The sequence below is a fragment of the Arthrobacter sp. efr-133-TYG-120 genome, from assembly GCF_030209785.1.
In the GTDB taxonomy this organism is placed as follows: domain Bacteria; phylum Actinomycetota; class Actinomycetes; order Actinomycetales; family Micrococcaceae; genus Arthrobacter.
The window spans coordinates 233,044-253,762 of record NZ_JARVRI010000005.1 but is presented as its reverse complement, the minus strand read 5'-3'; the positions used below and the strand labels follow the sequence as shown (position 1 = coordinate 253,762).

24 protein-coding genes and 2 tRNA genes are annotated in these 20,719 nt (G+C 62.6%); 12 read left to right on the top strand and 14 right to left on the bottom strand.

The genetic code is table 11. The annotated features are described in order from the left end of the window. Window positions 1-26: 26 nt before the first annotated feature. The gene (locus QRN51_RS04525; protein ID WP_284988812.1) at window positions 27-764 is read right to left on the bottom strand and encodes an HAD-IA family hydrolase; all 738 of its coding nucleotides are present in this window, start codon (window positions 762-764) and stop codon (window positions 27-29) included. Window positions 765-992: 228 nt separating this feature from the next. Between QRN51_RS04525 and QRN51_RS04520 the strand changes: the two genes are divergently transcribed. The 3 genes from QRN51_RS04520 to QRN51_RS04510 all read left to right on the top strand — a co-directional run bounded on the left by QRN51_RS04520 (window position 993) and on the right by QRN51_RS04510 (window position 2,647). After that, window positions 993-1,065 (top strand) — tRNA-Thr (locus tag QRN51_RS04520). A 595-nt stretch (window positions 1,066-1,660) separates the two neighbouring features. Then, window positions 1,661-2,149 carry a hypothetical protein gene (locus QRN51_RS04515; protein WP_059388657.1) on the top strand — a complete coding sequence of 163 codons (489 nt, stop codon included), beginning with the start codon at window positions 1,661-1,663 and terminating at the stop codon, window positions 2,147-2,149. A 186-nt stretch (window positions 2,150-2,335) separates the two neighbouring features. Continuing rightward, entirely contained in the window at window positions 2,336-2,647 is a 312-nt protein-coding gene (locus tag QRN51_RS04510; protein WP_172465578.1) for a hypothetical protein, read from the top strand. A gap of 263 nt (window positions 2,648-2,910) precedes the next feature. On the opposite strand, the gene QRN51_RS04505 is transcribed toward QRN51_RS04510, so the two are convergent. Both QRN51_RS04505 and QRN51_RS04500 read right to left on the bottom strand, forming a co-directional pair. Next, complete coding sequence (locus tag QRN51_RS04505) at window positions 2,911-3,336, bottom strand: hypothetical protein (protein ID WP_284988792.1); 426 nt, start codon at window positions 3,334-3,336, stop codon at window positions 2,911-2,913. 57 nt (window positions 3,337-3,393) lie between these two features. Next, a complete protein-coding gene (locus QRN51_RS04500) occupies window positions 3,394-3,723 on the bottom strand; it encodes a hypothetical protein (RefSeq protein ID WP_059388654.1) in 330 nt (109 codons plus the stop codon). A gap of 516 nt (window positions 3,724-4,239) precedes the next feature. Here QRN51_RS04500 and QRN51_RS04495 point away from each other — a divergent pair. The 5 genes from QRN51_RS04495 to QRN51_RS04475 all read left to right on the top strand — a co-directional run bounded on the left by QRN51_RS04495 (window position 4,240) and on the right by QRN51_RS04475 (window position 7,833). Then, entirely contained in the window at window positions 4,240-4,830 is a 591-nt protein-coding gene (locus QRN51_RS04495; protein ID WP_284988791.1) for a hypothetical protein, read from the top strand. Window positions 4,831-5,032: 202 nt separating this feature from the next. Next, a complete protein-coding gene (locus QRN51_RS04490) occupies window positions 5,033-5,701 on the top strand; it encodes a hypothetical protein (RefSeq protein WP_284988790.1) in 669 nt (222 codons plus the stop codon). A 178-nt stretch (window positions 5,702-5,879) separates the two neighbouring features. Next, window positions 5,880-6,224, top strand: coding sequence for a hypothetical protein (locus tag QRN51_RS04485; protein ID WP_284988789.1), 345 nt, complete (start codon window positions 5,880-5,882; stop codon window positions 6,222-6,224). A 357-nt stretch (window positions 6,225-6,581) separates the two neighbouring features. After that, window positions 6,582-6,890, top strand: a complete 309-nt coding sequence (locus QRN51_RS04480) for a DUF4190 domain-containing protein (protein WP_284988788.1) — start codon at window positions 6,582-6,584, stop codon at window positions 6,888-6,890. Window positions 6,891-7,155: 265 nt separating this feature from the next. Next, complete coding sequence (locus QRN51_RS04475) at window positions 7,156-7,833, top strand: hypothetical protein (RefSeq protein ID WP_284988787.1); 678 nt, start codon at window positions 7,156-7,158, stop codon at window positions 7,831-7,833. A 156-nt stretch (window positions 7,834-7,989) separates the two neighbouring features. Here QRN51_RS04475 and QRN51_RS04470 read toward each other — a convergent pair whose 3' ends face one another. Together QRN51_RS04470 and QRN51_RS04465 are read right to left on the bottom strand one after the other, a co-directional pair. Then, window positions 7,990-9,042 (bottom strand): matrixin family metalloprotease, encoded by a 1,053-nt coding sequence (locus tag QRN51_RS04470; protein ID WP_284988786.1) that lies wholly within the window; start codon window positions 9,040-9,042, stop codon window positions 7,990-7,992. 79 nt (window positions 9,043-9,121) lie between these two features. Next, window positions 9,122-9,532: a hypothetical protein gene (locus tag QRN51_RS04465; RefSeq protein ID WP_284988785.1), complete on the bottom strand. Its 411-nt coding sequence runs from the start codon at window positions 9,530-9,532 to the stop codon at window positions 9,122-9,124. A gap of 248 nt (window positions 9,533-9,780) precedes the next feature. On the opposite strand from QRN51_RS04465, the gene QRN51_RS04460 reads away from it, so the two are divergent. Together QRN51_RS04460 and QRN51_RS04455 are read left to right on the top strand one after the other, a co-directional pair. Then, the gene (locus QRN51_RS04460; RefSeq protein ID WP_059388645.1) at window positions 9,781-9,957 is read left to right on the top strand and encodes a CsbD family protein; all 177 of its coding nucleotides are present in this window, start codon (window positions 9,781-9,783) and stop codon (window positions 9,955-9,957) included. A gap of 212 nt (window positions 9,958-10,169) precedes the next feature. After that, window positions 10,170-10,685 (top strand): DUF7793 family protein, encoded by a 516-nt coding sequence (locus QRN51_RS04455; protein WP_284988784.1) that lies wholly within the window; start codon window positions 10,170-10,172, stop codon window positions 10,683-10,685. A gap of 99 nt (window positions 10,686-10,784) precedes the next feature. Here the strand turns inward: QRN51_RS04455 and QRN51_RS04450 are convergent, their stop codons facing one another. From QRN51_RS04450 to QRN51_RS04425, 6 genes are all read right to left on the bottom strand, one after another. Continuing rightward, entirely contained in the window at window positions 10,785-11,624 is an 840-nt protein-coding gene (locus tag QRN51_RS04450; protein WP_284988783.1) for an aldo/keto reductase, read from the bottom strand. Between the two features lie 116 nt (window positions 11,625-11,740). Next, window positions 11,741-12,193, bottom strand: coding sequence for a hypothetical protein (locus QRN51_RS04445; RefSeq protein WP_284988782.1), 453 nt, complete (start codon window positions 12,191-12,193; stop codon window positions 11,741-11,743). Between the two features lie 8 nt (window positions 12,194-12,201). Then, the gene (locus QRN51_RS04440) at window positions 12,202-12,855 is read right to left on the bottom strand and encodes a bacterial proteasome activator family protein (RefSeq protein ID WP_284988781.1); all 654 of its coding nucleotides are present in this window, start codon (window positions 12,853-12,855) and stop codon (window positions 12,202-12,204) included. 26 nt (window positions 12,856-12,881) lie between these two features. After that, complete coding sequence (locus QRN51_RS04435; RefSeq protein WP_284988780.1) at window positions 12,882-13,340, bottom strand: GNAT family N-acetyltransferase; 459 nt, start codon at window positions 13,338-13,340, stop codon at window positions 12,882-12,884. A gap of 32 nt (window positions 13,341-13,372) precedes the next feature. After that, entirely contained in the window at window positions 13,373-13,954 is a 582-nt protein-coding gene (locus tag QRN51_RS04430) for a PadR family transcriptional regulator (protein WP_284988779.1), read from the bottom strand. 35 nt (window positions 13,955-13,989) lie between these two features. Next, window positions 13,990-14,973 (bottom strand): NAD(P)H-quinone oxidoreductase, encoded by a 984-nt coding sequence (locus tag QRN51_RS04425; protein WP_059388640.1) that lies wholly within the window; start codon window positions 14,971-14,973, stop codon window positions 13,990-13,992. A gap of 112 nt (window positions 14,974-15,085) precedes the next feature. On the opposite strand from QRN51_RS04425, the gene QRN51_RS04420 reads away from it, so the two are divergent. Further along, a tRNA-Ser gene (locus QRN51_RS04420) sits at window positions 15,086-15,173 on the top strand. A gap of 91 nt (window positions 15,174-15,264) precedes the next feature. Here QRN51_RS04420 and QRN51_RS04415 read toward each other — a convergent pair. Both QRN51_RS04415 and nirD read right to left on the bottom strand, forming a co-directional pair. Then, window positions 15,265-16,527: a plasmid pRiA4b ORF-3 family protein gene (locus tag QRN51_RS04415; protein WP_284988778.1), complete on the bottom strand. Its 1,263-nt coding sequence runs from the start codon at window positions 16,525-16,527 to the stop codon at window positions 15,265-15,267. A 40-nt stretch (window positions 16,528-16,567) separates the two neighbouring features. Continuing rightward, window positions 16,568-16,942: a nitrite reductase small subunit NirD gene (gene nirD, locus QRN51_RS04410; protein WP_284988777.1), complete on the bottom strand. Its 375-nt coding sequence runs from the start codon at window positions 16,940-16,942 to the stop codon at window positions 16,568-16,570. Window positions 16,943-17,221: 279 nt separating this feature from the next. Here nirD and nirB point away from each other — a divergent pair, with 279 nt between their 5' ends. After that, complete coding sequence (gene nirB, locus QRN51_RS04405) at window positions 17,222-19,837, top strand: nitrite reductase large subunit NirB (RefSeq protein WP_284988776.1); 2,616 nt, start codon at window positions 17,222-17,224, stop codon at window positions 19,835-19,837. A gap of 37 nt (window positions 19,838-19,874) precedes the next feature. On the opposite strand, the gene QRN51_RS04400 is transcribed toward nirB, so the two are convergent. Next, entirely contained in the window at window positions 19,875-20,648 is a 774-nt protein-coding gene (locus QRN51_RS04400; protein ID WP_059388637.1) for a potassium channel family protein, read from the bottom strand. Window positions 20,649-20,719 lie beyond the last annotated feature (71 nt).

Sequence of the window (20,719 nt, the reverse complement as noted above, 5' to 3'; positions counted from 1 at the left end):
TTGTTCGCAAACTTGAGGCGCCCGCGCTAGAGCCGTGCCGCGCGGGGCTCAAGCAACGCGGGAAGATCCTTGACTGAGGGCACGACGGCGGTGGCGCCGGCCGCACGCAAAGCCGCCTCGGAGTGGAAGCCAGTGAGCACGCCCACCACGGCGGAGGCGCCGGAGCGAAGGCCGGACAACATATCCGAGCTCGTGTCCCCCACCACGACGACCTCGCGGACATCATCCAGGTCAAGGGCCAAGACTGCCGTGAGAATCATGTCTGGGTAAGGGCGTCCGCGGCCGGCGTCGGCCGGGCACAGGCTGAGATCGGCCTTCCCCATCCAGCCCAGGGACTCGAGCACCATGTTCTGGGTGTGCCGGCCGAAGCCCGTAGCCAGGCAAACTTTCACGCCGGAGTCTCGCAACCAGTCGATGGTTTCCTCAGCACCTGGAATAGCCCGGACACCAGCGTCGGCAATCAGATCGTCGTAGGCGCGTTCGAAGGCCTTGTTGGCGCTCTCGGCCCGTTGGGCTTCTTCAAAAAGATGGCTGAAAACGGTCAACTTGGAAAAGCCCATGGTGTCCCGGGCGTAGCCGAGCATGCTTTCGAAACGGGGCGAACCAGGCTCGACGCCGGTCTCCTGCAGGGCGAGGGACATCGCCCGCTCGGTACGGCCATCGTCGGTAATCGTGGTGCCCACCATATCCAAGACAGCAAGCCGCAGCCGCTCCGCACGGTGCGCCCCGGCGTCGTCCGCGTTGATCCTCTTGCTGCTGTCCATGCTCATGGCGCCCCTTCGCTGGTTGATGACCGAAATCGTGCGGCCACGTTAGTCCGCCCAGCTTGCCCCCGGTCCGCGACGACGGCCTGAACCCGGCGCGACGAGCGGGTGAATTCCGCAACAACGGCGCCAAGGGAGCTCCGCGCCGGGCTGTTTTGACCCGGACGAGGTGACTCTATTACAGTTGTATCTTGCGTGATTCAGCCGGTACCCGGACGATAACGCGGTGCTTCCTTAGCTCAGTCGGTAGAGCGTTTCACTCGTAATGAAAAGGTCATCAGTTCGATTCTGATAGGAAGCTCGAAAAGCCCCGCCAATCCATTGGAATGGTGGGGCTTATTTTTTGCTCCGAGGTCCGGGCTCCACTTTTGACTCTGTTGCTGGACTCGTAGCAGCGACCCGACCCCGATCATTGAGTGCTTGGCAACAGAAGACAGGGAACCGTGATAATCGGTGACGAGTATCATGCCCAGAAGGAGCGCGGTAAGGCCAATCAACCCGAAGGTGTACGGGAAGACTGCTTTCGCTACGCCGCCCGGCAGCGCAAGTGGACCCAGGACGGTGACCAGAACGGCGCCGACACACGTCGCCCACGCCACACGCAGCGGCAACGGGAGCGACCCCAGTTTCCTTGAGACTTCTCCCCAATGCCACCCCTCCGCTGATTGCCCTTGCCCAAAGAGTAAGGGCTACCGTCCTGCCGCGACAGAGGTCCGACCGGACCACCCCTTTTATGAGGGACGGTGCCATGCGGGCGCCCCCGAGGTCTTGTCTGCATACCGTTGCCACCACCGAGAACCTTGACCAGCGACGTTCCGTGGCAGACGATATTCGAATCGTGCTGCGTTGGCGCTCACTCCCGAGCTGCTCCAAGTGGCAGCTATCAGGGGGACAGCATGGCAAACGTGACAGTCGATCCGGACATTTTTGAAAGTCAGGGCGAGCGGTCTGAGGGGATCTTCGATGGCTGGGAGGGGCCTTCACCGTTCTTCCTGGTCATTTCGGACGAAACGGACAAAGCGGCGGAGGCACTCCATGTTGCGATAGGACGATGCATGCGTGTTGACGGCAATGGCAACGAGCTGACCGCCGCCGAGATGGCAAGCACCGGGGAATACACCGCAAATTACTGCTCCCCGGTCTACCTCACAGACACAGGCCTGATGGCGTACTTGGACACAAACGGTGAGCTACCGCGGGCCATGGCCGACACAATGCTCCGCATCCTCGTGGAGGAAGTCGAGGCACGCGACATTACCGCCCATCTGACTACTCCGCCGCGAGGCTCCGAGTCAACGGCAGGGTGCACAGAATGGGAAGACTCTGAGGCGGGAATGGCAAGACTGGCTTTCGAAATAGCCAACCTTGACCCGGAATGGCCATAAGGCCAATGTGGCGGCTACGTCGTCCGGGCTGGGAGCAATCATCAATCATGTCCAAGCGCCGAATGCACGGTACGTGGGTGTTGTACTTGTTGCCGCCTTTCGCCGTCGTGAGCGGGAGAGACAGCCCGGCGGGTGGGTCTAATGTCCACTTCGGAGAGGTCCCGCAGGACCGGCAGGGCCGCTGACGTGACCAGAAGAGCGCAGGGGCCGACGACCAGCAGAAACACGTGGCAAGCCGTGTACTCGATGTTCGGTCCGATGGCGGTCGCCAACTTCACGATGCTCCTCGTCATCGTCCTGTTCGTTGTGTTTCAACCCAAAGCCAGCGATCCGAGTACGTATTGGGCCATCGCATTGATGGCGGTCTTGATGCTTATCGCGGGAGTCCTGATGGTGAAGGGAATGCTCCGACTCAGGCTCGTCCGCAAATCGCACAAGGAGGACCGGCGACGCATCGCCGCGGGCCTTACGTTGGAACCCGAACGCGACGATGACTGAAACCCCGGGTGACCGAATGACTTACGTTTTCAGAGGTGGCTTATCGAACTCCGGGCGGTTCAGGATCAAAGGACCGTGGGTGATACTCACCATGAGCGCCTCGCAGCTTGAGTTCCGCCCCCGATGCCGGTGGTGGGCGCGCCACTTCGGCCCTTGGCGGCTCGAGCGTTCGGCCGTCCGCGAGATCTATCCGGGGCGTCCGCATTTCATCTTCTCCTGGACTCCGGTGAACTTCCTCGCCAAGGAGAACATGCCGTGGATATTTATGGCCGAATGGCCGGAGGGGGTCCTCGGAGCCGCGGAAGAGCTCGGCTACCCGGTTCGATACGAGGGAGCGCCCTGTAGTACATGCCGAACTTGGAGAAGCTCTGCAGGGTCGTGTAGCCATGCCGGTACTCCCTGCGGGCCTTGTAAATGGACACCGCGCCCGACACCGCCGCGGTGAGTCTCGCGAGCACGAAGATCCCGTAAAACACGAGGGCGACGTTCTTGACCCCGGCGCCATTGTTGCTGGCGATCGCAAACCCAACCATGAGTATGCCCGTGCCTAGGAAGGCCAGGAGACTTGTTGTGGAGGTCCGCTGCCAGGCTGCGGCGCTGAAACCCTTGAGCACGGGATACCGGACCGTCGGCTCCCACGGCGCGGTCGGGACCGCGCCGCCGCCCTGGTCCTTAATGGTGTGAAGCACGTGAGCCTCCTGGGGATTCTACCGGACCAAGTCGGCCTTTAGACTTCGTGAGCCGGTTCATCTGCCGCTTGGCCCCGGTGCCGGGTCTTTCTCTGGCCACGTCGTGTAGCCGAGTTTCCGCTCGGCGTAGTAGGGGCGGATCGCGAGGACAGCGATCACCATGGCCCCGGCGCACAGGGCGATGGCAAGCCAAAGGGGCACCAGCGGTATCCACGTCGGGAAGGCATAGTGGGTGGCGGCGTCGATCAGTGCCAGCGGTGCTCCAACCCCCAAGGCCGCCAGGATCCCTTTGATGAAAGGAACGGCCCGGATCAGCCACATTCCCGCCGGCGGCTGGACAGGCAGCGTGTCCCATTGGCTACGTGGAACGAACCTCACCTCGGCCATTCAAACCCTCCCCACAGGCAATCGACGCTTCGCTGTCACTGAACGTCATGCTACACAGAAACTGCCCATTCGTTTCGGCCCGTCAGCGCGGCGAGCAGGGGCGACGCCAAGGCAGGCATGACGCCAACATCCCGATGTTTAGTACCTTGTTGAGGCCCCGATAGAGGCTCAGAGCGGACACGGCGGAGGCCCGGCCAACAATTGCTTTCGGGGAAGGAGTCGAGAAGCTAATCTTGTCCAAGCCCCTATGCCTGAAGGTATCGGGGCTTGAGGGTAACGCAAATGCCGTGCATCGTCGGCCCGCGTTCACCTTGGCGATCTATTTGGGGGTTGGTTGCATTGAGGTTTCCGCGCGTTCTCATATCGCTGCTCGCCGGCATGATGATCCTGCCGATTTCCGGTTGCTTGAGCGCTTCAGTACCAAGTGCGGCACCGACAGACGCCTGGACGATCAGCCCCGGCCCCACATCCAGTGCGGCCCCTGCCCAGGTCTATTCACTGGCTCAACTGCGCGCAATGGTCGCAAGCGTCCGTGCTATCAACGGTGCCGCCGCCACGGTACTGGACGACGCCCAGCTCAAAAAGATCCAAGGCATCCAGTCGATGGGTTCATCCTTGCTGAGAACTGACCCCGATGAATGCCTCAGCCTGCTGCACGACGGAAGCCTCTCCGATGACCGGATACCGGCAGCAGCGGCCCTGATCGGGCCGCCCGCGAGCCAGTCAGCAATTACCGCATCCTCCGATGATTCCGGGCTGTTCTGGCAGGGCATCTACAGTCTCGAAAAGACCCGGACCCGCTGCTCACCATCAACCCTGACCCTCGACGGCCAGACCGCCAAGTACGAGCTTTCACCCGTCCTTGCAGACCTGCACGGGCAGAAATCAACAGCCAACGTCCAGACCATCACCGACCAAACGGGACCGCATTACACGCTGAGCATGGTGGCCATGAGCGGCACCCTGTTCGTCACCGGCAGCAAGAAAATCCCGGCCGCGCAGCCGACCGACGCCGAAATCAAAGAGCTGAGCGGCTACATCAACACCGTCATCGACGGAGCAGGCAAAGCTATCCCCTCGGCGCCGGCAACAGGCGTCGGCGCATAGACTGCGTGCGAGGCACAGCCGACCCGACAGAACCCGCCATCAACTCCGACGCCAACCGAAAACAGGGGACTAAATGAATAGAGAGTCCGAGGACCACACACCGGCCCAGCCAGACGAGACAATTCAAGGCGTCGCGCCCCTTTTGTCGACGGGGACAGATGGCAAGAACGGCCAACGTCAGTCAGGGCGTAGAAGAAGTACCTTGGTCTTCGGCATCGCCGGTCTGGCCGTCCTCTGCGGCGCCGGGGTCTGGGCACTGCTTCCCCAGGCGCTGAACGGCGGCCAGGATGCGGCGGCCGCCTCTACGACACAGGCTGCTCCCCCGCCCACCCCGACCGCACGGCCAACTCCAACTCCGCGTCTGACAGATTACACCGACCCGACCCACGGCTTCGAAGTGAAATTACTCAGCCCGCCCACCCACACCAAGGTCGCAATTCCCCTAACAGCCGATACGACAGCAACCGCGGACGTATTCACCGCCCAATACCACGGACAATCCGTTATCGCTGTCCCATTGCCGTGCATGAACCCTGCACACACGACCGAGATCCTGCAAGGCTTCATGGATTCAACCGTGAACGGTCAGGGAAAATCCACCTCAGCCCCGCCGGTCGTCGAAACCCGTGATTCGACAACGTTGCAGTCGTTTCCTGCGATCCTTGGCAAGTTCACGTACACCGACGCCGATGGCCGAAGACTGAACGCTCAAATCCTCACTGTCATGCACGGCTCAACCCTCATCCAGGCCCTCGCCATATCCGGCTCTTCCCCCGACGCCTTCCTTGATGCCGGACAAAAGGCCTTCATGGACTCACTCCACTTCCTGGACCGACCCGCACCCAGTGCACCGATGTGCGACCCCTCCTAACTCCCCGTGGCGGCCGGCCAAGGAGTCACTATGTCCGCCGTCTGGACAGCCTTCCGCCTGCATCGCCCCGTAGTGCGGCTGTAATCTTTTGCCACCTGGGGTGGGTCTATCCTGCATGCAGGAATGCAATGCATCGGCAAGTTGCCGGGATCTTGGGGGCGTCATCAAAACTATCCGGTTGATCAAGCGGCTTGCCACTGAGATGCCACAGCCCGCTCGCGCATTGTCATGGCTGATCCCTTCACTCTTCATCGCAGGCCTGCTGATCTATGTCCTCACACGACAGTTTTGGCCCTCACGCATCGCTATTGGCGCCGCTGGTGTGTTCCTTTTCGCATTTGGATTTTGCGTCTTCCGGGACATCAACGGTGCGGCAAGTTCATGGTCCCGCATGTACAAGGAGAGCCGGGGCCTCTCCCCTGAGCATTTCACTTTTGCCGACGTGCCGACACTCAAAGGCATGGGATTCATCTACATGGTCATGGCCGTGCTTTGGCTTTGCATGGCGGTCTTTGCAATGTAGACGTCGATGGCCGGACCCGTGCGGAACGTCATTCGTCATGCCTGCGCGCCACCCCAGCCCAGACACCTACTTCTATGTCAGGCTGTCGTCGTCCGGCTCCACCTCGAGGGCGATCGACTGGTCATGGCCGAGGTTGTTCAGAATCGTCAAGATGATTGCGGCGAGCAGAAGGACCGGTGGCCATTAACCGAGCGGGCTACCTGTGAACGAAATGAATGACGTGACGTCCGTCCGGCATCAGAGTAGGTAGTTCGCTTTCAAGGCTCCGACACACCCGTGGATTCCCGGCCTGCAGGCATGCTTCCACGCCATATCGTAGGCTCGCCTGACATCATTCCAGGAGAAAGAACAGACCTCATGAGCAGTGTTCCTCCACCTCCCGAAAAGCGCTGGCCGTCCGACGCCCCGCAGATACCTAATCCATACGCACCAGTCCAGCCACGCGCTCCGTTCAGCAAGGCGGCAATAGCGGGTTTCATCATCAGCTGCGTCGGGCTTTTCGTCTTTGCCATGGCGGGCCCGCTCGGGACCGCCATCTCAGGCCTTGGCTTCCGGCGGGCCAGAGAGCGCGGGTTGCGTGGTCGCGGGCTCGCCATCGCGGGCATGATCATCGGTGCCGCCGATTTTGCGTTCTATCTCATCGCCCGGTACCTCCTTCATCCGTGATGCACAGCTGGCCAGGTGGCCCTATTTGCCCGCACCCTGCCCGCAGGGTTTGTGTACCCGTGGCCAGTCCTTCGGCTGCATGAAATCCACGAAGCTCTGTGAGGTCGCCGAAGGCGTTGAGACCCGGGGCGAGTAGGCCGCCCGGCGCGCCGGGCGCTGCGAAGTTCAGGCAACAGGATAGAAAAGATGGGCGGGAGTTACCGGTTTCCGCCCGTCGTCCCCTTTCCGGAGGACGGACTTCCGAGCCGCTGAACACTTGAGGGTCATGAACTTCCGCAATCGCCTCGCCCTGCCCGCCGCGTTCCTCTTTGCTGCATTGGCCCTCGCCGGATGTCAGCAGGGAACCCACCCCGCCGATGCGATGACCAAGGCCGCGTCGCCGGCCGTTCCCCAGGCAGTGGCGCCCGTTCCCGGGGGCGCCCCCTCGGGTGCAGCGGCTGCAGCCGTGAAGTCCATCCACTCCCCCGGCATGGTCGCTACCGACGAGCAGCTTGCTGCCGGACAGTGTTCCGCCAAAGTGGTCGACGCCGCCACGGGCGAGTACCTGCCGGACCCGGCCTGCACTCCCGGGGCAACAGATCCCGCGGTTACCCAAGAGAACCTCGATTCGACGATCTGCATGAGCGGCTATACGGCCACGGTGCGCCCGCCAGCTTCGAATACGGACAAGGTGAAGGCCGAGAGCCTGCGCGAATACGGCCAGACTGCCGCGAAGACCACGGAATACGACCATCTCATCAGCCTTGAGCTCGGCGGCACCAACTCCGTGTCGAATCTGTGGCCTGAGCCGAACAAGGCGAGCGCCACGGGCACCACGAACCCGAAAGACGCGGTGGAGAACACTCTGCACAAGGCCATCTGCACCCATAAGGTCACCCTGTCAGCTGCCCAGAATGCGATCGCCCACAACTGGGTCACCGCGGTCAAAGACCTCGGTTTGTAGCAGCGCGGACCGCTGCATTGACCATCCGGGATCTCTCAAAACCCGACGGCGGCCCTCATGCAATCCAGCCCCTCTTGCAAGGAGCAATCGACGCGTTCGGCAGCAAATGGGGGTCAAGGAGCGCATCGTAGGATAGAGCGTGCCTGTCCCGCTCCCCTACAAAGTGGGCTGGCACTTTCCTTGACCAACGAGGGAGAGCCCGGTGAGGTCGCCGGCGCCGAACGAAACCACTCCTGGGGTCTCCGAGGGATTCATGATCTGGCTAGGGTCGTTGACATGGTCCAGGCCAACCACGTGACCGAGCTCGTGCTCGATCACGGCCCTCACCTGTTCCGTTCCGAGTTCCGCCGACATCCGTTGGAGTGCAGGGCCGTTCAGCTCCACCTGCCCGCTGACGTAGGTGAAGCCGGTATTCCCAAAGCTGACAGCTTCGCTGCCTCCCAGGCCCATGACAGTTTCCCCTTGCGCGGGATTCGTGAATTTCGGTTGTTCGGCGTGGGTCTCCCAGGCGATGAGCACCGGAGCCCAACGGTCCCCATACCGATCCTTCTGATATGACCGATGGCCCGCGGACGGAGCCTCTGCCGTGTCGCCGTCGTTGACGAAGGTCAGTCCAGTTGCGTGGGAGATCGCAGTGACAGCTTCCTGGATGAGCTCGGGGCCGACTGCCGGTGAGTTGTCGGGGCGGGTGACGTAATGGATCGCCCGGCACGGATCATAGGTGACCGGACTGCCGTCCTCACGCTTCTGCAGGAAGGCGTATGACTTGCTGGTCACGGTCAGCGGTGCAGGCTGACCAAGGGGGCCCGGGTTTTCCCCGATACCCGCCGGTGGATGATCCTTTGCCTGGAGCGCCGCGCCGGCTGCAGGCCCGCCGGGTGCCAAGGGCCCGATCGCACCCGGATTGGCGGCGCCGGTTAGTCCACCAAGTCCGTTCAGTCCGGGCACAAAGGGTCCCACGAAATAGAGCCCGGCCAGAAGCACAACCATCCCGGCGACGATCGAAACAGCTCTGGCAACCCGCCGCAGTTTCTTGGGTCGCGGGGTAGGATCAGCTGCTTCGCGCCAGGCAGTCGGCGTCGGCGTACCTTCTCCCAGCATTTCTTCGAGCTTCCACAGCGGAATACGTTCCGGCACTTTCCGTGGCCCAGAGGCCGAGCCTCCGGTGACCTCCCCGAAGATGCCTTCGTTGTCCCTCGAATCCCCCATCGTCAGAGTTTATCCCCCGTCCCGAACAGACATCCCATATTCCGGGCCACATCAAGGGCCTTCGGAACAACGCGCGCTCTTAGGTCATCGGAAATACTCTGAATCCATCCTTGGACCGGCTCACGCCCCAGAGCAAGACGGACCCGTCCAGCCTTCGGACGGCGATGGACCGTTGGACGCTCAAGATGTCCACATCCTGCGGGTAGTCGCACTCGGTGTGCGCTGTGAACTCATCGGCGAATCTGCGGTTGAAGATGAGAGCAAGCCCCTTCCACTTCCGTTTCTCGTACGTGGACAACCCGAAAGAGAAAGCCACCGCGATTCCCGCGACGATGAACAGAGGCCATTTGGGAAGTTCAGCCGACCCGAACAAGGTGACACCCGACAGGATCCAGAACAGGAGGAAGAAAACTCCCGACATGATCCTGACGGCTCTGTATTTCCTCGCTTCGGGGAATGCAACAGTGAAGCCCGTGCGACGATCATCCATGAGGCGCCCCGATCCGCGTTGCAAAGTGCGTTTCTTGCTAGTGAACCAAGAATGTCGAACCGACGATAGAACCTGGCCTCATCCGGCGGGGTGCCTCCGGAGTGACGGCAACGTCGTCGAGTCCCCGGGGTGGTAGAGGCGCCTAGCCATCGGGAAGGCCGAATCGGATTTGAAATCCAAACCCGAAGCATGCTTAGTATGTAGTAACGGCCGTATCGATCGGCTGCCGAACCAGAGGAGGAAACACCATGGGACTAGGCGACAAGATTGAGAACGCTGCCGAGAAGGCTGGCGGCAAGGGCAAGGAAGCTGCCGGGAACGCCACAGGCGATGAAAACCTGAAGGCGGAGGGCAAGGCCGACCAAGCCAAGGGCGATTTGAAGCAGGCCGGCGAGAAGGTCAAGGACGCCTTCAAAAAGGACTGACCTGACCCGTAGAGCAAAGGGCGCATCCCAGCGGGGTGCGCCCTTCGCCGTGCCCGGTACTTGATTCCAGACGGGCTCCCGCGGGCAAACACTCCGCATACTTACTAATCATGGACGCCGGGCAACCTCACCGTTACTGTGATCACACCCGATGTTGCTCATCCGGGGACTGTGTCAATGGAGTCGCAGTGAAATCACATCTGGGGGATTTGATGACAACGCTGGTTCAGTCCGAGGGCGAATTACACCACGACGCAGAGGTCGACACCGTTTCCGGCGTGGACGGCGGTGGAGCGGGGTTCAGCCCAGAACATGAAAATGTCAGGATTGAGGACGCAGGTGAAGGGATCCTCAGGATCATCTTGCGCCCAGGAGGCCGAATCACCGCAGAAGACGGGGGTCTTGTCCAGGAGCGGTACCTGGCGCTGACGGGCGGAAGGGGCGCTGCGGTCCTACTTCAGGTCATCGGCGTCGAGTCTGTCAGCCGCGACGCCGTCCGATTCTTCAGCGAAGCGGCCACGATCACGGCCTTCGCGATTCTGGGTAGCACGCCGGTGGACCGTGTCATTGCCCACGGCAGGCACGGGCTCCCCGCACCGCAGTGCCCCACCCGGTATTTCTCCGATGAACAAGAAGCCTGGGGGTGGTTGCGCGAGCTGCGTCCTGATGCCGCAAAATCCGGCACCAGGACGTCTTCGAAGTACACCGCCCCAAGCCCTCCCCTCTGAACAACGCGGGGTCACTTACGGCCCATTTGGTGCCGCTGAATGGGCCGTAAGTGACCCCGCATTGCGAGATCCCGCGTTGTGAACTGCGCGAGTTAAGAACTATGCGAAGTCCGAGACTGCCGGATCCGGTCCGATGCGGCCTTCGGCGCCTCGGTCCAGGCCGTTGATGGCCTCGATGTCGGCCTCATCCAAGGTGACGCCAAGGGCTGCGAAGTTCTCCTGGATCCGGGACTCGGTCACGGACTTGGGGATCACAACGTTGCCGATCGCGAGGTGCCAGGCGATAACCACCTGCGCCGGGGTGGCGCCGTGCTTGGCAGCAATCTGCGCGATGGCGGCGTTCTCAAGGAGCTCGCCACCCTGGCCAAGAGGCGACCAGGCCTGCGTCAAAATGCCCCGGGCAGCGGCGAACTCACGGAGTTCGGACTGGTTGAAGAACGGGTGCAGCTCGATCTGGTGGATCGCCGGAACAACGCCGGTCTCGTCGATCAGTCGCTGCAGGCCTTCCTTGCTGAAGTTGGAGACGCCGATGGACTTGATGCGTCCGCGCTTCTGGAGCTCGATGAGGGCCTTCCACGTGTCCACGAACTTGTCCTGTTTGGGCTGCATCCAGTGGATCAGGTACAGGTCAAGGGTTTCCAGGCCAAGGCGGTTCATGGACTCTTCGAAAGCCGCGAGCGTGGACTCGTAGCCCTGGTCCGCATTCCACAGCTTGGTGGTGATGAAGATTTCCTCGGGCTTGAGGCCGGAGGATGCTATGGCGCGTCCTACGCCTGCCTCGTTGCCGTAGATCTTGGCGGTATCGATGTGGCGGTAGCCGGCGTCGAAGGCCTGGCGCACTACCTTTTCGGCTACATCGTCCTCAACCTGCCACACCCCGTAGCCGAGCTGGGGGATGGAGTTGCCGTCGTTAAAAGTAAGGTTCGGTGACGAAGTCATGGCTTCCATCCTGCCAGCCGTGCACACGGGGTGGCTACGGATTCCAGCCCCTCTAAGCTAGGCGCTTAATAGTTGTTATGTGGGAATAGACGCGTCTGCACCTAACTCGCCGAACTCTATGAGCCGGCTTTGGTCCCCAGCAACCGTTCGGCTTCCTCGACGTGCTCGTAAACGGCTTCGGCGCGTCGCCGTACCGAAGCCGCACCCACAGGAACGGGCCCGACGGCGAGACGCAGCATCGCGGCCGCCTCCGCCGTCGTGGCAAGAGAGTTACCCGCTTTGGACAGCGCGCGATGGACACCTGCGAGCGATCCCGGAATATCCAGCCCGTCACTGGGCGAACGGAGCTGGGCCTCCACGCAGACCGCACGAACCCTGGACGACAAGTCCGCCAGTTCGTTGGCAATGGCTACGAGTTCGCCGTAGAGCTGCTCGTCTTCGACACCTTCCAGCACCTGGTGATAGCGATCAAGGCCGCGGTGAAAGCGGTCGTGGGCACGGCGCCACAATCCTTTGCCAAGTTCAGCGTCATCCTTCCGCCCCTGCCGGACGGCCCCAAAGAATCCCAAACCAGCGCTCAGAGGTACTGGCCCGGACCGTGGTCCGGATCTTCAACTCGAGCAGGTTTGCCTGGTTCCGCTTCTTTGCCGGGAAGGTGGGCACGCTGGGGCTCACCGTTCTCCCCGATAACGACTCCGGGAGCAATCATGGTTCCGGGCGGGAGCTGGCGAAGCTGCAGCTGGGCAACAGCGTGCTCCCGGGCTGCCTGCTGGGCGGCGATGGCGGTCTGGATTCCGTGGAACAAGCCCTCGAGCCAGCCGACAAGCTGCGCCTGCGCAATCCGGAGCTCAGCGTCGGAAGGGGTCGCATTTTCAGGGAAAGGGAGACTGATACGTTCCAGCTCCTCCACTAGTTCAGGAGCGAGGCCCTCTTCCAGCTCTTTGATGGAGCGTTCGTGGATCGCGGCAAGGCGTCCGCGCGCTGCCTCGTCCAGGGGAGCGCTCTTCACTTCTTCGAGGAGCTGGCGGATCATGGTGCCGATCCGCATGACCTTGGCTGGTTCGTCGACGAGGTCCTGGAGGGTGCTGCCCTTCTTGGCGCCAGGCTTCCCGTCGGCCCTGGGGCCCGCTTCCGATGCGCTCTGTGCCGTGCCAGCGTCCAAGGTTGTGCCCTCCACCGGGATGTCGTCAAAACTCTCGCCACTGGGTTGAGTGTCGTCCTGATCGCTCATGCGTTCATACTCTCATGTGCCGCAACTCAGCCCAGCGCCTTGACCAGTATTTCGCCTTCGTCCTTAGCGAAACCACATTTTTCGTAGAAACCCGTTGCATAGAGGTTGGCCGGGACCCAGACTTCTTCCAGCCCGTGTTCCCGCATCCACTCCTCCATGACTGCCAGAAGGGACCGGCCGATACCGCGGCGGCGCCACTGCGCATGGGTCCCCATTTCCATGAGGAGCAGTTCCGCCCAGGGCCCGGCATTACGGCGGCGCTGAATGCAGCAGTGGAGGAATCCCACCATCCCCCCGCCGAGCTCAGCCAGCCAAAACAGCACGGCGGGGTCGCCCAGGAAGGAGCGGGCGCCGTCGTACGTCAACGCGCCCGACGGCGGGACTGAAGGATCTTCGTCGAACAAGTTATCCATCTCCGCCAGGCTGATCAGCGCGCTGGCGTCGTCGGGGCCAAGCAGGCGGATCCGGACGTCGGCATTCGTCAATGTTTCGATGTCAGCACCTCCTGCGGAGCAGTCTATGCGGTGGTTGTCCCGTTGCCGCGGACGATTCCGATCACGCCGTTGCTGGCGCCATTGGACTGCTGGACCAGCCTGGCTTCGCAAAGATCCAGCCAGCGGGCCTCCGCCTCGGCATGGAAGATCAGGGAGTCCAGGACAAGCAGCCTGGCGGTATCCGTCACTCTTTGATTGGCGGCCAGGTCCTTGCGATCCTGTGTGTACTCCTGCAGTTCCCGCAGGGATATCTCACGTTGGGCCTGGATGAGAGCGTGTGCGTCGGTCCCCGCCGTCGAGACGGCCAACGCCAGCTTGATGGCCAATTCGTTCCTCGGCGGCGCTCCACGATCCACCGCGGTTGAAAACCATCGGCGGATCTCCGCAGTCCCCGCGTCGGTGATGCTGAAAAGCACGTGGCCTCGGCCGTCGTCGCCCTCTTTGCGGACCAAAGCGTCGCGCTCCAGCCGGTTCAACGTGGTGTACACCTGCCCGATGTTCAGCGGCCAGACGGATCCCGTGCGTTCCTCGAACGCCGCCCGCAATTGGTATCCGTAGCGTGGTTGCTCCTGAAGCAATGCCAGGATGCTGTACCGGATGGACATCGCTCTCCTTCGTGCTGCCGGTTTTGCGGATGTCGCTAGAGCAGCAGAAGGACCTTGCCCATGTGCTCGCCGGAATCGAAGTACTCGTGGGCTTCGCGGACCTGCTCCAAAGGGAACGACTTGGCCACAAGCGGCTTGATCCGGCCATCGGCCAGCATCGGCCAGACCGATTCGCGGACGGCGTTCATAATGACACCTTTTTCGGCGACCGGCCGCGGGCGCAGCGCTGTGCCGATGATCGCCGCACGTTTGCTGACCAGCTGGCCGAGGTTGAGTTCGCCCTTGACGCCACCTTGCAGCCCGATCACCACCAGCCTTCCGTAGTCCGCGAGTGCTTCCACGTTTTGCTGCAGGTATTTGGCACCGACGACGTCGAGAATCACGTCCGCGCCTTTGCCGCCGTTTTGTGCCTTGAGGCTTTCGGCGAAATCTTCTTCCGCGTAGTTGATGGCGATGTCGGCTCCGAGGAAGGCTTTCGCGGTTCCGACCTTTTCGGCCGTTCCGGCCGTCGTCGCGACCGTGGCACCGTACGCTTTGGCGAGTTGGATGGCCATGGTGCCGATGCCGCCAGTGGCGCCGTGGATCAGTACCGTCTCACCCGCTTGCAGTTGTGCAGTCATGATGAGGTTCGAGTACACCGTGGCGGCTACCTCAGGCAAGGACGCGGCGGTGACCAGATCCACGCCGTCGGGCAATCGCAAGACCTGCTCCGCGGGGACAGCAACCTGCTGTGCATAGCCGCCACCCGAAAGCAGCGCCACTACCTTGTCACCCACGGAAAACGGTTTGCTCACCTCGGGCCCGAACGCTGCAATCCGGCCGGAGACTTCAAGGCCGGGAATGTCGGACGCTCCCGGTGGTGGCGGGTAGAAACCGCGGCGCTGCTGGACATCGGCCCTGTTGAGACCTGCGGCGACGACGTCGATGAGAACCTCGCCGGGGCCGGGAACCGGAGCAGGGACGTCGCGGATTTCCAGAACCTCGGGTCCGCCCGGTTCGGAGATGTAGACGGCTTTCATAGAGTGCTCCCGATCTTGCTCAGTGCAATTGGCCTTTCAGACACCTTAACCGCGTTAATCGCGGAGGCAGGTTTTTGGCACAGCCAACTCCCTATGAAACACTACTAGGCAGGGAAGGTTGTCCGAGCGGCCTAAGGAGCTGGTCTTGAAAACCAGTGTGCGGTAACCCCGCACCAAGGGTTCAAATCCCTTACCTTCCGCGTGGCGCGCTTTAAGGCGCGAACTGGCAGCAGATGCCCACAGAATCGCTTCTTGTGGGCATCTGCTGCTTTTTCGACGGCGCTAGCCAGTTCAGTAGCTGCGGTCCCCGAATCGGCGCTGCACGTCGAGCAGGAACTTGAGCCCGCCGTCAGACAGTTCCGAGTTCCGGAGACTCCAGCTGGCCGACTCCCGCAACGCCAGGCACCGGAGGGTCCGGCTGTTGTCCAGATCCAGGTGCCAGGCGTCATCCAAGGGAATCTCGGTGCCGCCAGGCATCCGGTAACCCTTTGCGTGGAGCGCCGACTGAATCACTTCCCGGCGCACGTTGTACGGGGGCGCCTCGCCGCTAACAGCCCAATGGACCAGCAGGCGCATGACCTCTTTGTCGACGCCGTGGTGCGGAAAGGCGAACCGCTCGGCCAGATAGTCCCACAGGGCTGCAGGATCCTGCACAGCGTGACGGCCAGCGGGGGTGAGGACCAGCCTTCCTTTAAACTTGCGTAACAGTTTCCAATCCTGCAGTTGTTCACGAAGGTCCAGGATCGGAACAACGTTGTTTTCATTTCGCCCCGGCATCGGCCACTCATCATCCCAGCCGAGCTGGGTCATGGCCCGTTTGACTATTGCGGGTTTGAGGTAGCCGGCGGATGTCAGTTCCAGCCCGTCCGGGTGTGCTGCATTTAGAAACCACGAAACCGGGCCAAGGACGGTCTCTCTGTCTTCCGGTGTAGCGTCGCCCGGCCAGATCCGTCGTGCCAGTTGGCGCAGCTGCCCATTCACCGCGACGAGATCGAAGTCGGTGGGGTCGAAATCGGCTGCCGGCTGATGGGTTACCAATTCGAGCCACTTCGCGCACTGGCCATGCTCGGAGTGGCCAGGGTTGCCAAGCACGGCCACCACATTCGCGTAGCCCGCTGCCCCGCCGGAGTCTTCCAGGGGTCCCCGCATCGCGCCATCGAGGCAGGCAACGGTGTTTTCAGGGAGAGTGGCCGGGCCCACGACCTCGATCTCGTGAATCCACGAATCACCAAAATCGTACTCGTACTCCAGCGGAGCTTTACCCGGCCGGGCCGGGTCAATGAGCTCAAGCAGCCCGACGTCGGCAGCAAGCTCGGCGCCGGGTTGCACGCCGTCGTCGTCGGTTCCGATGATGATCCGGCGGACGCCCTTACGATCGACACCGCTAACGCCGTAAAGGTGGCAATCCTTCCAACCGAAGGCCGTCTGAATGCTTCCGTGCAGCACAGCGACGGTGGCCGATTCGGGGAGGACCACCCGCCTCCAAATGAGCGGTTCAGTATCGCGAATTTCTATGCGGAGCTCGACGGCGGGAAACTGCTTGGGTGCGTCCATATCGGCCATTCTGCCAGTAGGGGCAGCGCCCTGATGCAGCCTAGACGGCTACTTCGACATATCCGTCCACCAAACGGGTGGCGTAGCTTGCAAGCCGCAGTTCGGGGTTGGTAAAGCATTCGCCGGTTTCCAGGTCGTACACCTCTTTGTGAAGCGGCGAGGCGATCGTGGGACGGCTGCCTCGGGAACCGACGATTCCCCGCGCCATGACGTTGGAGAGGGTTGCGGGGTCCTGCTGGGATACGGCCAGGACTTCATCCGGCGTGGTGCGGAAGAGCGCTACTTGCCTGCCTCCGACCAGGGCAGCTTCGCCCCAGGCCGGTTCCAGCTCGTCGATCGCGCAGACGCGGTGCCAGCCGGACGCGGTCGGTGCGCTCTGCTGTTGTTCCTTTTCACGATCCAGAATTACGGTCATTTCAGCCCCTATCGCTTAGCCTGCCGGTCCGGCGGATCCAATTCCGCCATCCGGCACGGGCCGTTTGCGGCCACAACTTCACGGTAGGCCCGCCATGTTTCGCCGGAATGCAATCAATGTGTCCTGCTCGTAAAGGAGACCTCACATAACCGCAATCCTCACCGTGATGCCGAAGTTAAGCCCCCGAAACAAAAGGGAAACTGACGCGAAACTGCGCGTCTTTAGTCTGAAGTGACAAGTCGCGGATGACGGTTCTGCGGCACATGCGAAAGGCCGCCAGTGACCGGACATACTTCCCCTTCAGAGAACCCGCGCCGCATTGTCGTCGCGGGCGGAGGCCCTGCGGCCCACCGTTTTGCCGATGCCATGCATACCCGCGGCCTCGAGGGCTGGCACGTCACGGTCCTCACCGAGGAAGCACATCTTCCCTACGACCGGGTCACGCTGAGCAAGGCGCTCATCGAGGTGGACTACGACCTCACCCTCGGGCACGCGTCGATGTGGGACCACGATGCCCTGGACCTGCGCACTGGCGAGCGGGTAGTCAAGATCAACCCCGAAGCCAAGTCCGTGGAAACCGCTGCCGGCAACAGCTACGAATACGATGCACTCGTGGTCGCGACGGGTTCGAACGCCGCGCGCCTCCCGATCCCGGGCGCCGAACACACCCACGTCTACCGAACGCTCGAAGACGTCTGGGCCATCAACAAGGCGATCACCGAACTCACCGCGAAACTGGGACGCAGGATCAAAGCCGTCACAATCGGCGGCGGCCTCCTGGGCCTTGAATCGGCCGCCGGGACTGAGCGGCTTGGCGCCACCCCGATCGTCATCGACGGTGCGCCATGGCTGATGGCCACGCAGCTCGACGAAGGCGCTGGCCAGGCAATGGGCCGGCTCATCAAGGACAAAGGCTTCGAAATCCACGGCGGCGTGTTCCCCTCGGAAGTATTGTCCGACGACGGCCAGGTCACCGGAGTCCTCATGGCTGACGGCCGCATCATCGACGCCGACATCGTGATCGTCGCGATCGGGGTCAGGCCCCGCGACGAGCTCTTCCGTGCAGCGGAGGGTGAGGAGCAGGTCTTTACGCTTGGTCCGCGCGGCGGTGTTGTCATTTCCGATGGTTGCGAAACCGAGATCCCGGGCATCTTCGCTATTGGTGAAGTCGCCAACTTCGGCGGGATGTGCCTGGGGCTCGTGGCTCCGGCGAACACGATGGCCGAGATCGTGGCCGACCGGCTGCACGGCGGCCAAGCGACGTTCCCCGGCTTCGACACCGCCACCAAGCTCAAGCTCTCCGGAGTGGACGTGGCCAGCTTCGGCGATGCGTTCGCCAAGACCGAGCACTCCCTGGAGATCGTGTACGCCGACCCCGCACGCGGCGTCTACCAGAAGATCGTCACCACTGACGATGCCAAGACCCTCCTCGGCGGGATCTTCGTCGGCGACGCCACCCCGTACATGAGCCTGCGCCCCCTGCTGGGCCGGGAACTGCCTGCCGAACCCGGCGCCTACCTCACCGCGGCCGGCGGCGGGGACGCCCCCGAGACCGAACTCCCGGATGACGCGATCCTGTGCTCCTGCAACAATGTGGCCGCAGGATCTATCCGGGACGCCGTCAACGCGTGCGGGACATGCGAAGGCAAGGAGCCGGTCCACGACGTGCCAGGCCTCAAGGCCTGCACCCGGGCCGGCACCCAGTGCGGTTCGTGCGTGCCGATGATCAAGAAGCTCCTCGAAGGGGAACTGAAGAAGTCCGGCATCGAAGTCTCCAAGGCCCTGTGCGAGCACTTCGAGCTCTCCCGGCAGGAGCTTTTCGACGCGATCCGCGTGCTGGAGCTGACCTCCTTCGAGGACATCCTGGCCAAATACGGCACCGGCGCGGGCTGCGACATCTGCAAGCCCACCATCGCGTCCATCCTGGCCTCCCAGCATTCCGCGTACGTGCTCGACGCCGGCCGCGGCACCTTGCAGGACACCAACGACCGCGCACTGGCCAACATGCAAAAGGACGGCACCTACTCGGTGGTCCCCCGCATCCCGGGCGGGGAGATTACACCGGACAAGCTCGTGGTCATCGGGACGATCGCCAAGAAGTACGGCCTCTACACGAAGATCACCGGTGGGCAGCGGATCGACATGTTCGGGGCCCGCCTCGAACAGCTCCCGGAGATCTGGGGCGAGCTCATTGACGCAGGCATGGAATCCGGCCAGGCTTACGGCAAGAGCCTGCGCACCGTGAAATCCTGCGTGGGCTCTACGTGGTGCCGCTTCGGTGTGCTCGACTCTGTTTCCATGGCCATCAACCTGGAGCTGCGCTATCGGGGACTGCGCAGCCCGCACAAACTCAAAATGGGCGTCTCCGGTTGCGCCCGCGAATGCGCCGAAGCCCGTGGCAAGGACGTCGGCGTGATCGCGACTTCGGAAGGCTGGAACCTATACGTCGGCGGCAACGGCGGCGCGAACCCCGCCCACGCCCAGCTCCTTGCCGGCGGCTTGGACGACGAGACCCTGGTGAAGTACATCGACCGCTACTTCATGTACTACATCCGCACCGCCGACCGGCTTCAACGCACCGCCCGCTGGCAGGAAGAGCTCGACGGCGGCCTGAAGCACGTGCGCCAGGTGGTCGTCGAGGACTCGCTCGGCATCGCCGACGAGCTCGAGGCCGCCATGGCCAAGCACGTCGGGTCCTACGAGGACGAGTGGGCCGCGACCCTGAAGGACCCGGAACGGCTGCGCCGCTTCCGTTCCTTCGTCAACGCCCCCGAGCAGGAAGATGAGGCCATCGTCTTCGTCCCGGAACGCGGCCAGATCCGTCCGGCCACCAACGAAGAGAAGAGCGCCGTCTTGATTTCTTCCGCGAGCATCCCGGTCCGCGGAAGGGACTAAGGACGCACCTCGACGGCGAGCTACGGGGACGGGCGGGCTAAGGCGGCGGCGAGTGGTCGCCGCGGGCTCCGACCACGCCGCCTCGTAGCTCGCCGTCAGCGTTTTCCAGAAGCGCGCTCAAGCGCTCGACCTGCTCAGCCAGCCGGCGGATCTCCTGCTTCATGGGTTCCTCGGCGACTGTCGCGGCCGCCGCAGCTCCGGAAGAGACTTGTTCAACGAGCCAAGAGGCAACCGATGCGGTCACGACGCCCAGGACGGCGATTCCGCAAACCATCAAGCCGCCGGCAACGCAGCGTCCCACCACCGTCACCGGGTAGTGGTCCCCGTAGCCGACGGTGGTGATGGTGACCATCGCCCACCAGATGGCGTCGCCAAAGTTGGTGATGTTAGCGCCGGCGGCGTTCTCCTCCGCATCAAGCACGGCGAGCGCACCACAGTACGTCAGGAGGGCCGCGGACCCGAGGACGAAAGTGAGGATCCGGCCTCGCATGGCGTTCCCGGCTGTGCGATGAAGCAGCTTCAGGAGTGTCACGAGCCGCAACAACCTCAAGGGTCTGAGGACCGGTAGTGCCAGGATCAGCAATTCGTGCAGGTTCCGCACGAACCACTTGGCGCGCCGCCGCGCCAAGACGAGGCACATCGCGTAATCCAGGGCAAACACCAGCCACGTGACCCAAATGATGGTGTCAACAACGGTGGATTGGGCCTCGCTGAGATTGGCGATCACCTGGAATGAATAGGCCACCAGGAACAGCACCGCTGCCGCCACCATGGGCCATTCGGAAACCTGCCGCCATCGTTCTTGGGTCATTGGTCGATATTAGCCACCTACCCTATCGACCGCGTTCACCTGCTGGCACCCGGCTGCCTCCCAGCAAACGT

What these genes read in the sequence shown, in the direction of transcription:
- QRN51_RS04525 (WP_284988812.1), bottom strand. Translation starts at nt 764, where the DNA reads ATGGACAGCAGCAAGAGGATCAACGCGGACGACGCCGGGGCGCACCGT.
- QRN51_RS04515 (WP_059388657.1), top strand. Translation starts at nt 1,661, where the DNA reads ATGGCAAACGTGACAGTCGATCCGGACATTTTTGAAAGTCAGGGCGAG.
- QRN51_RS04500 (WP_059388654.1), bottom strand. Translation starts at nt 3,723, where the DNA reads ATGGCCGAGGTGAGGTTCGTTCCACGTAGCCAATGGGACACGCTGCCT.
- QRN51_RS04495 (WP_284988791.1), top strand. Translation starts at nt 4,240, where the DNA reads ATGGTCGCAAGCGTCCGTGCTATCAACGGTGCCGCCGCCACGGTACTG.
- QRN51_RS04480 (WP_284988788.1), top strand. Translation starts at nt 6,582, where the DNA reads ATGAGCAGTGTTCCTCCACCTCCCGAAAAGCGCTGGCCGTCCGACGCC.
- QRN51_RS04475 (WP_284988787.1), top strand. Translation starts at nt 7,156, where the DNA reads ATGAACTTCCGCAATCGCCTCGCCCTGCCCGCCGCGTTCCTCTTTGCT.
- QRN51_RS04470 (WP_284988786.1), bottom strand. Translation starts at nt 9,042, where the DNA reads ATGGGGGATTCGAGGGACAACGAAGGCATCTTCGGGGAGGTCACCGGA.
- QRN51_RS04465 (WP_284988785.1), bottom strand. Translation starts at nt 9,532, where the DNA reads ATGGATGATCGTCGCACGGGCTTCACTGTTGCATTCCCCGAAGCGAGG.
- QRN51_RS04460 (WP_059388645.1), top strand. Translation starts at nt 9,781, where the DNA reads ATGGGACTAGGCGACAAGATTGAGAACGCTGCCGAGAAGGCTGGCGGC.
- QRN51_RS04455 (WP_284988784.1), top strand. Translation starts at nt 10,170, where the DNA reads ATGACAACGCTGGTTCAGTCCGAGGGCGAATTACACCACGACGCAGAG.
- QRN51_RS04450 (WP_284988783.1), bottom strand. Translation starts at nt 11,624, where the DNA reads ATGACTTCGTCACCGAACCTTACTTTTAACGACGGCAACTCCATCCCC.
- QRN51_RS04440 (WP_284988781.1), bottom strand. Translation starts at nt 12,855, where the DNA reads ATGAGCGATCAGGACGACACTCAACCCAGTGGCGAGAGTTTTGACGAC.
- QRN51_RS04430 (WP_284988779.1), bottom strand. Translation starts at nt 13,954, where the DNA reads ATGTCCATCCGGTACAGCATCCTGGCATTGCTTCAGGAGCAACCACGC.
- QRN51_RS04425 (WP_059388640.1), bottom strand. Translation starts at nt 14,973, where the DNA reads ATGAAAGCCGTCTACATCTCCGAACCGGGCGGACCCGAGGTTCTGGAA.
- QRN51_RS04415 (WP_284988778.1), bottom strand. Translation starts at nt 16,527, where the DNA reads ATGGACGCACCCAAGCAGTTTCCCGCCGTCGAGCTCCGCATAGAAATT.
- nirD (WP_284988777.1), bottom strand. Translation starts at nt 16,942, where the DNA reads ATGACCGTAATTCTGGATCGTGAAAAGGAACAACAGCAGAGCGCACCG.
- QRN51_RS04400 (WP_059388637.1), bottom strand. Translation starts at nt 20,648, where the DNA reads ATGACCCAAGAACGATGGCGGCAGGTTTCCGAATGGCCCATGGTGGCG.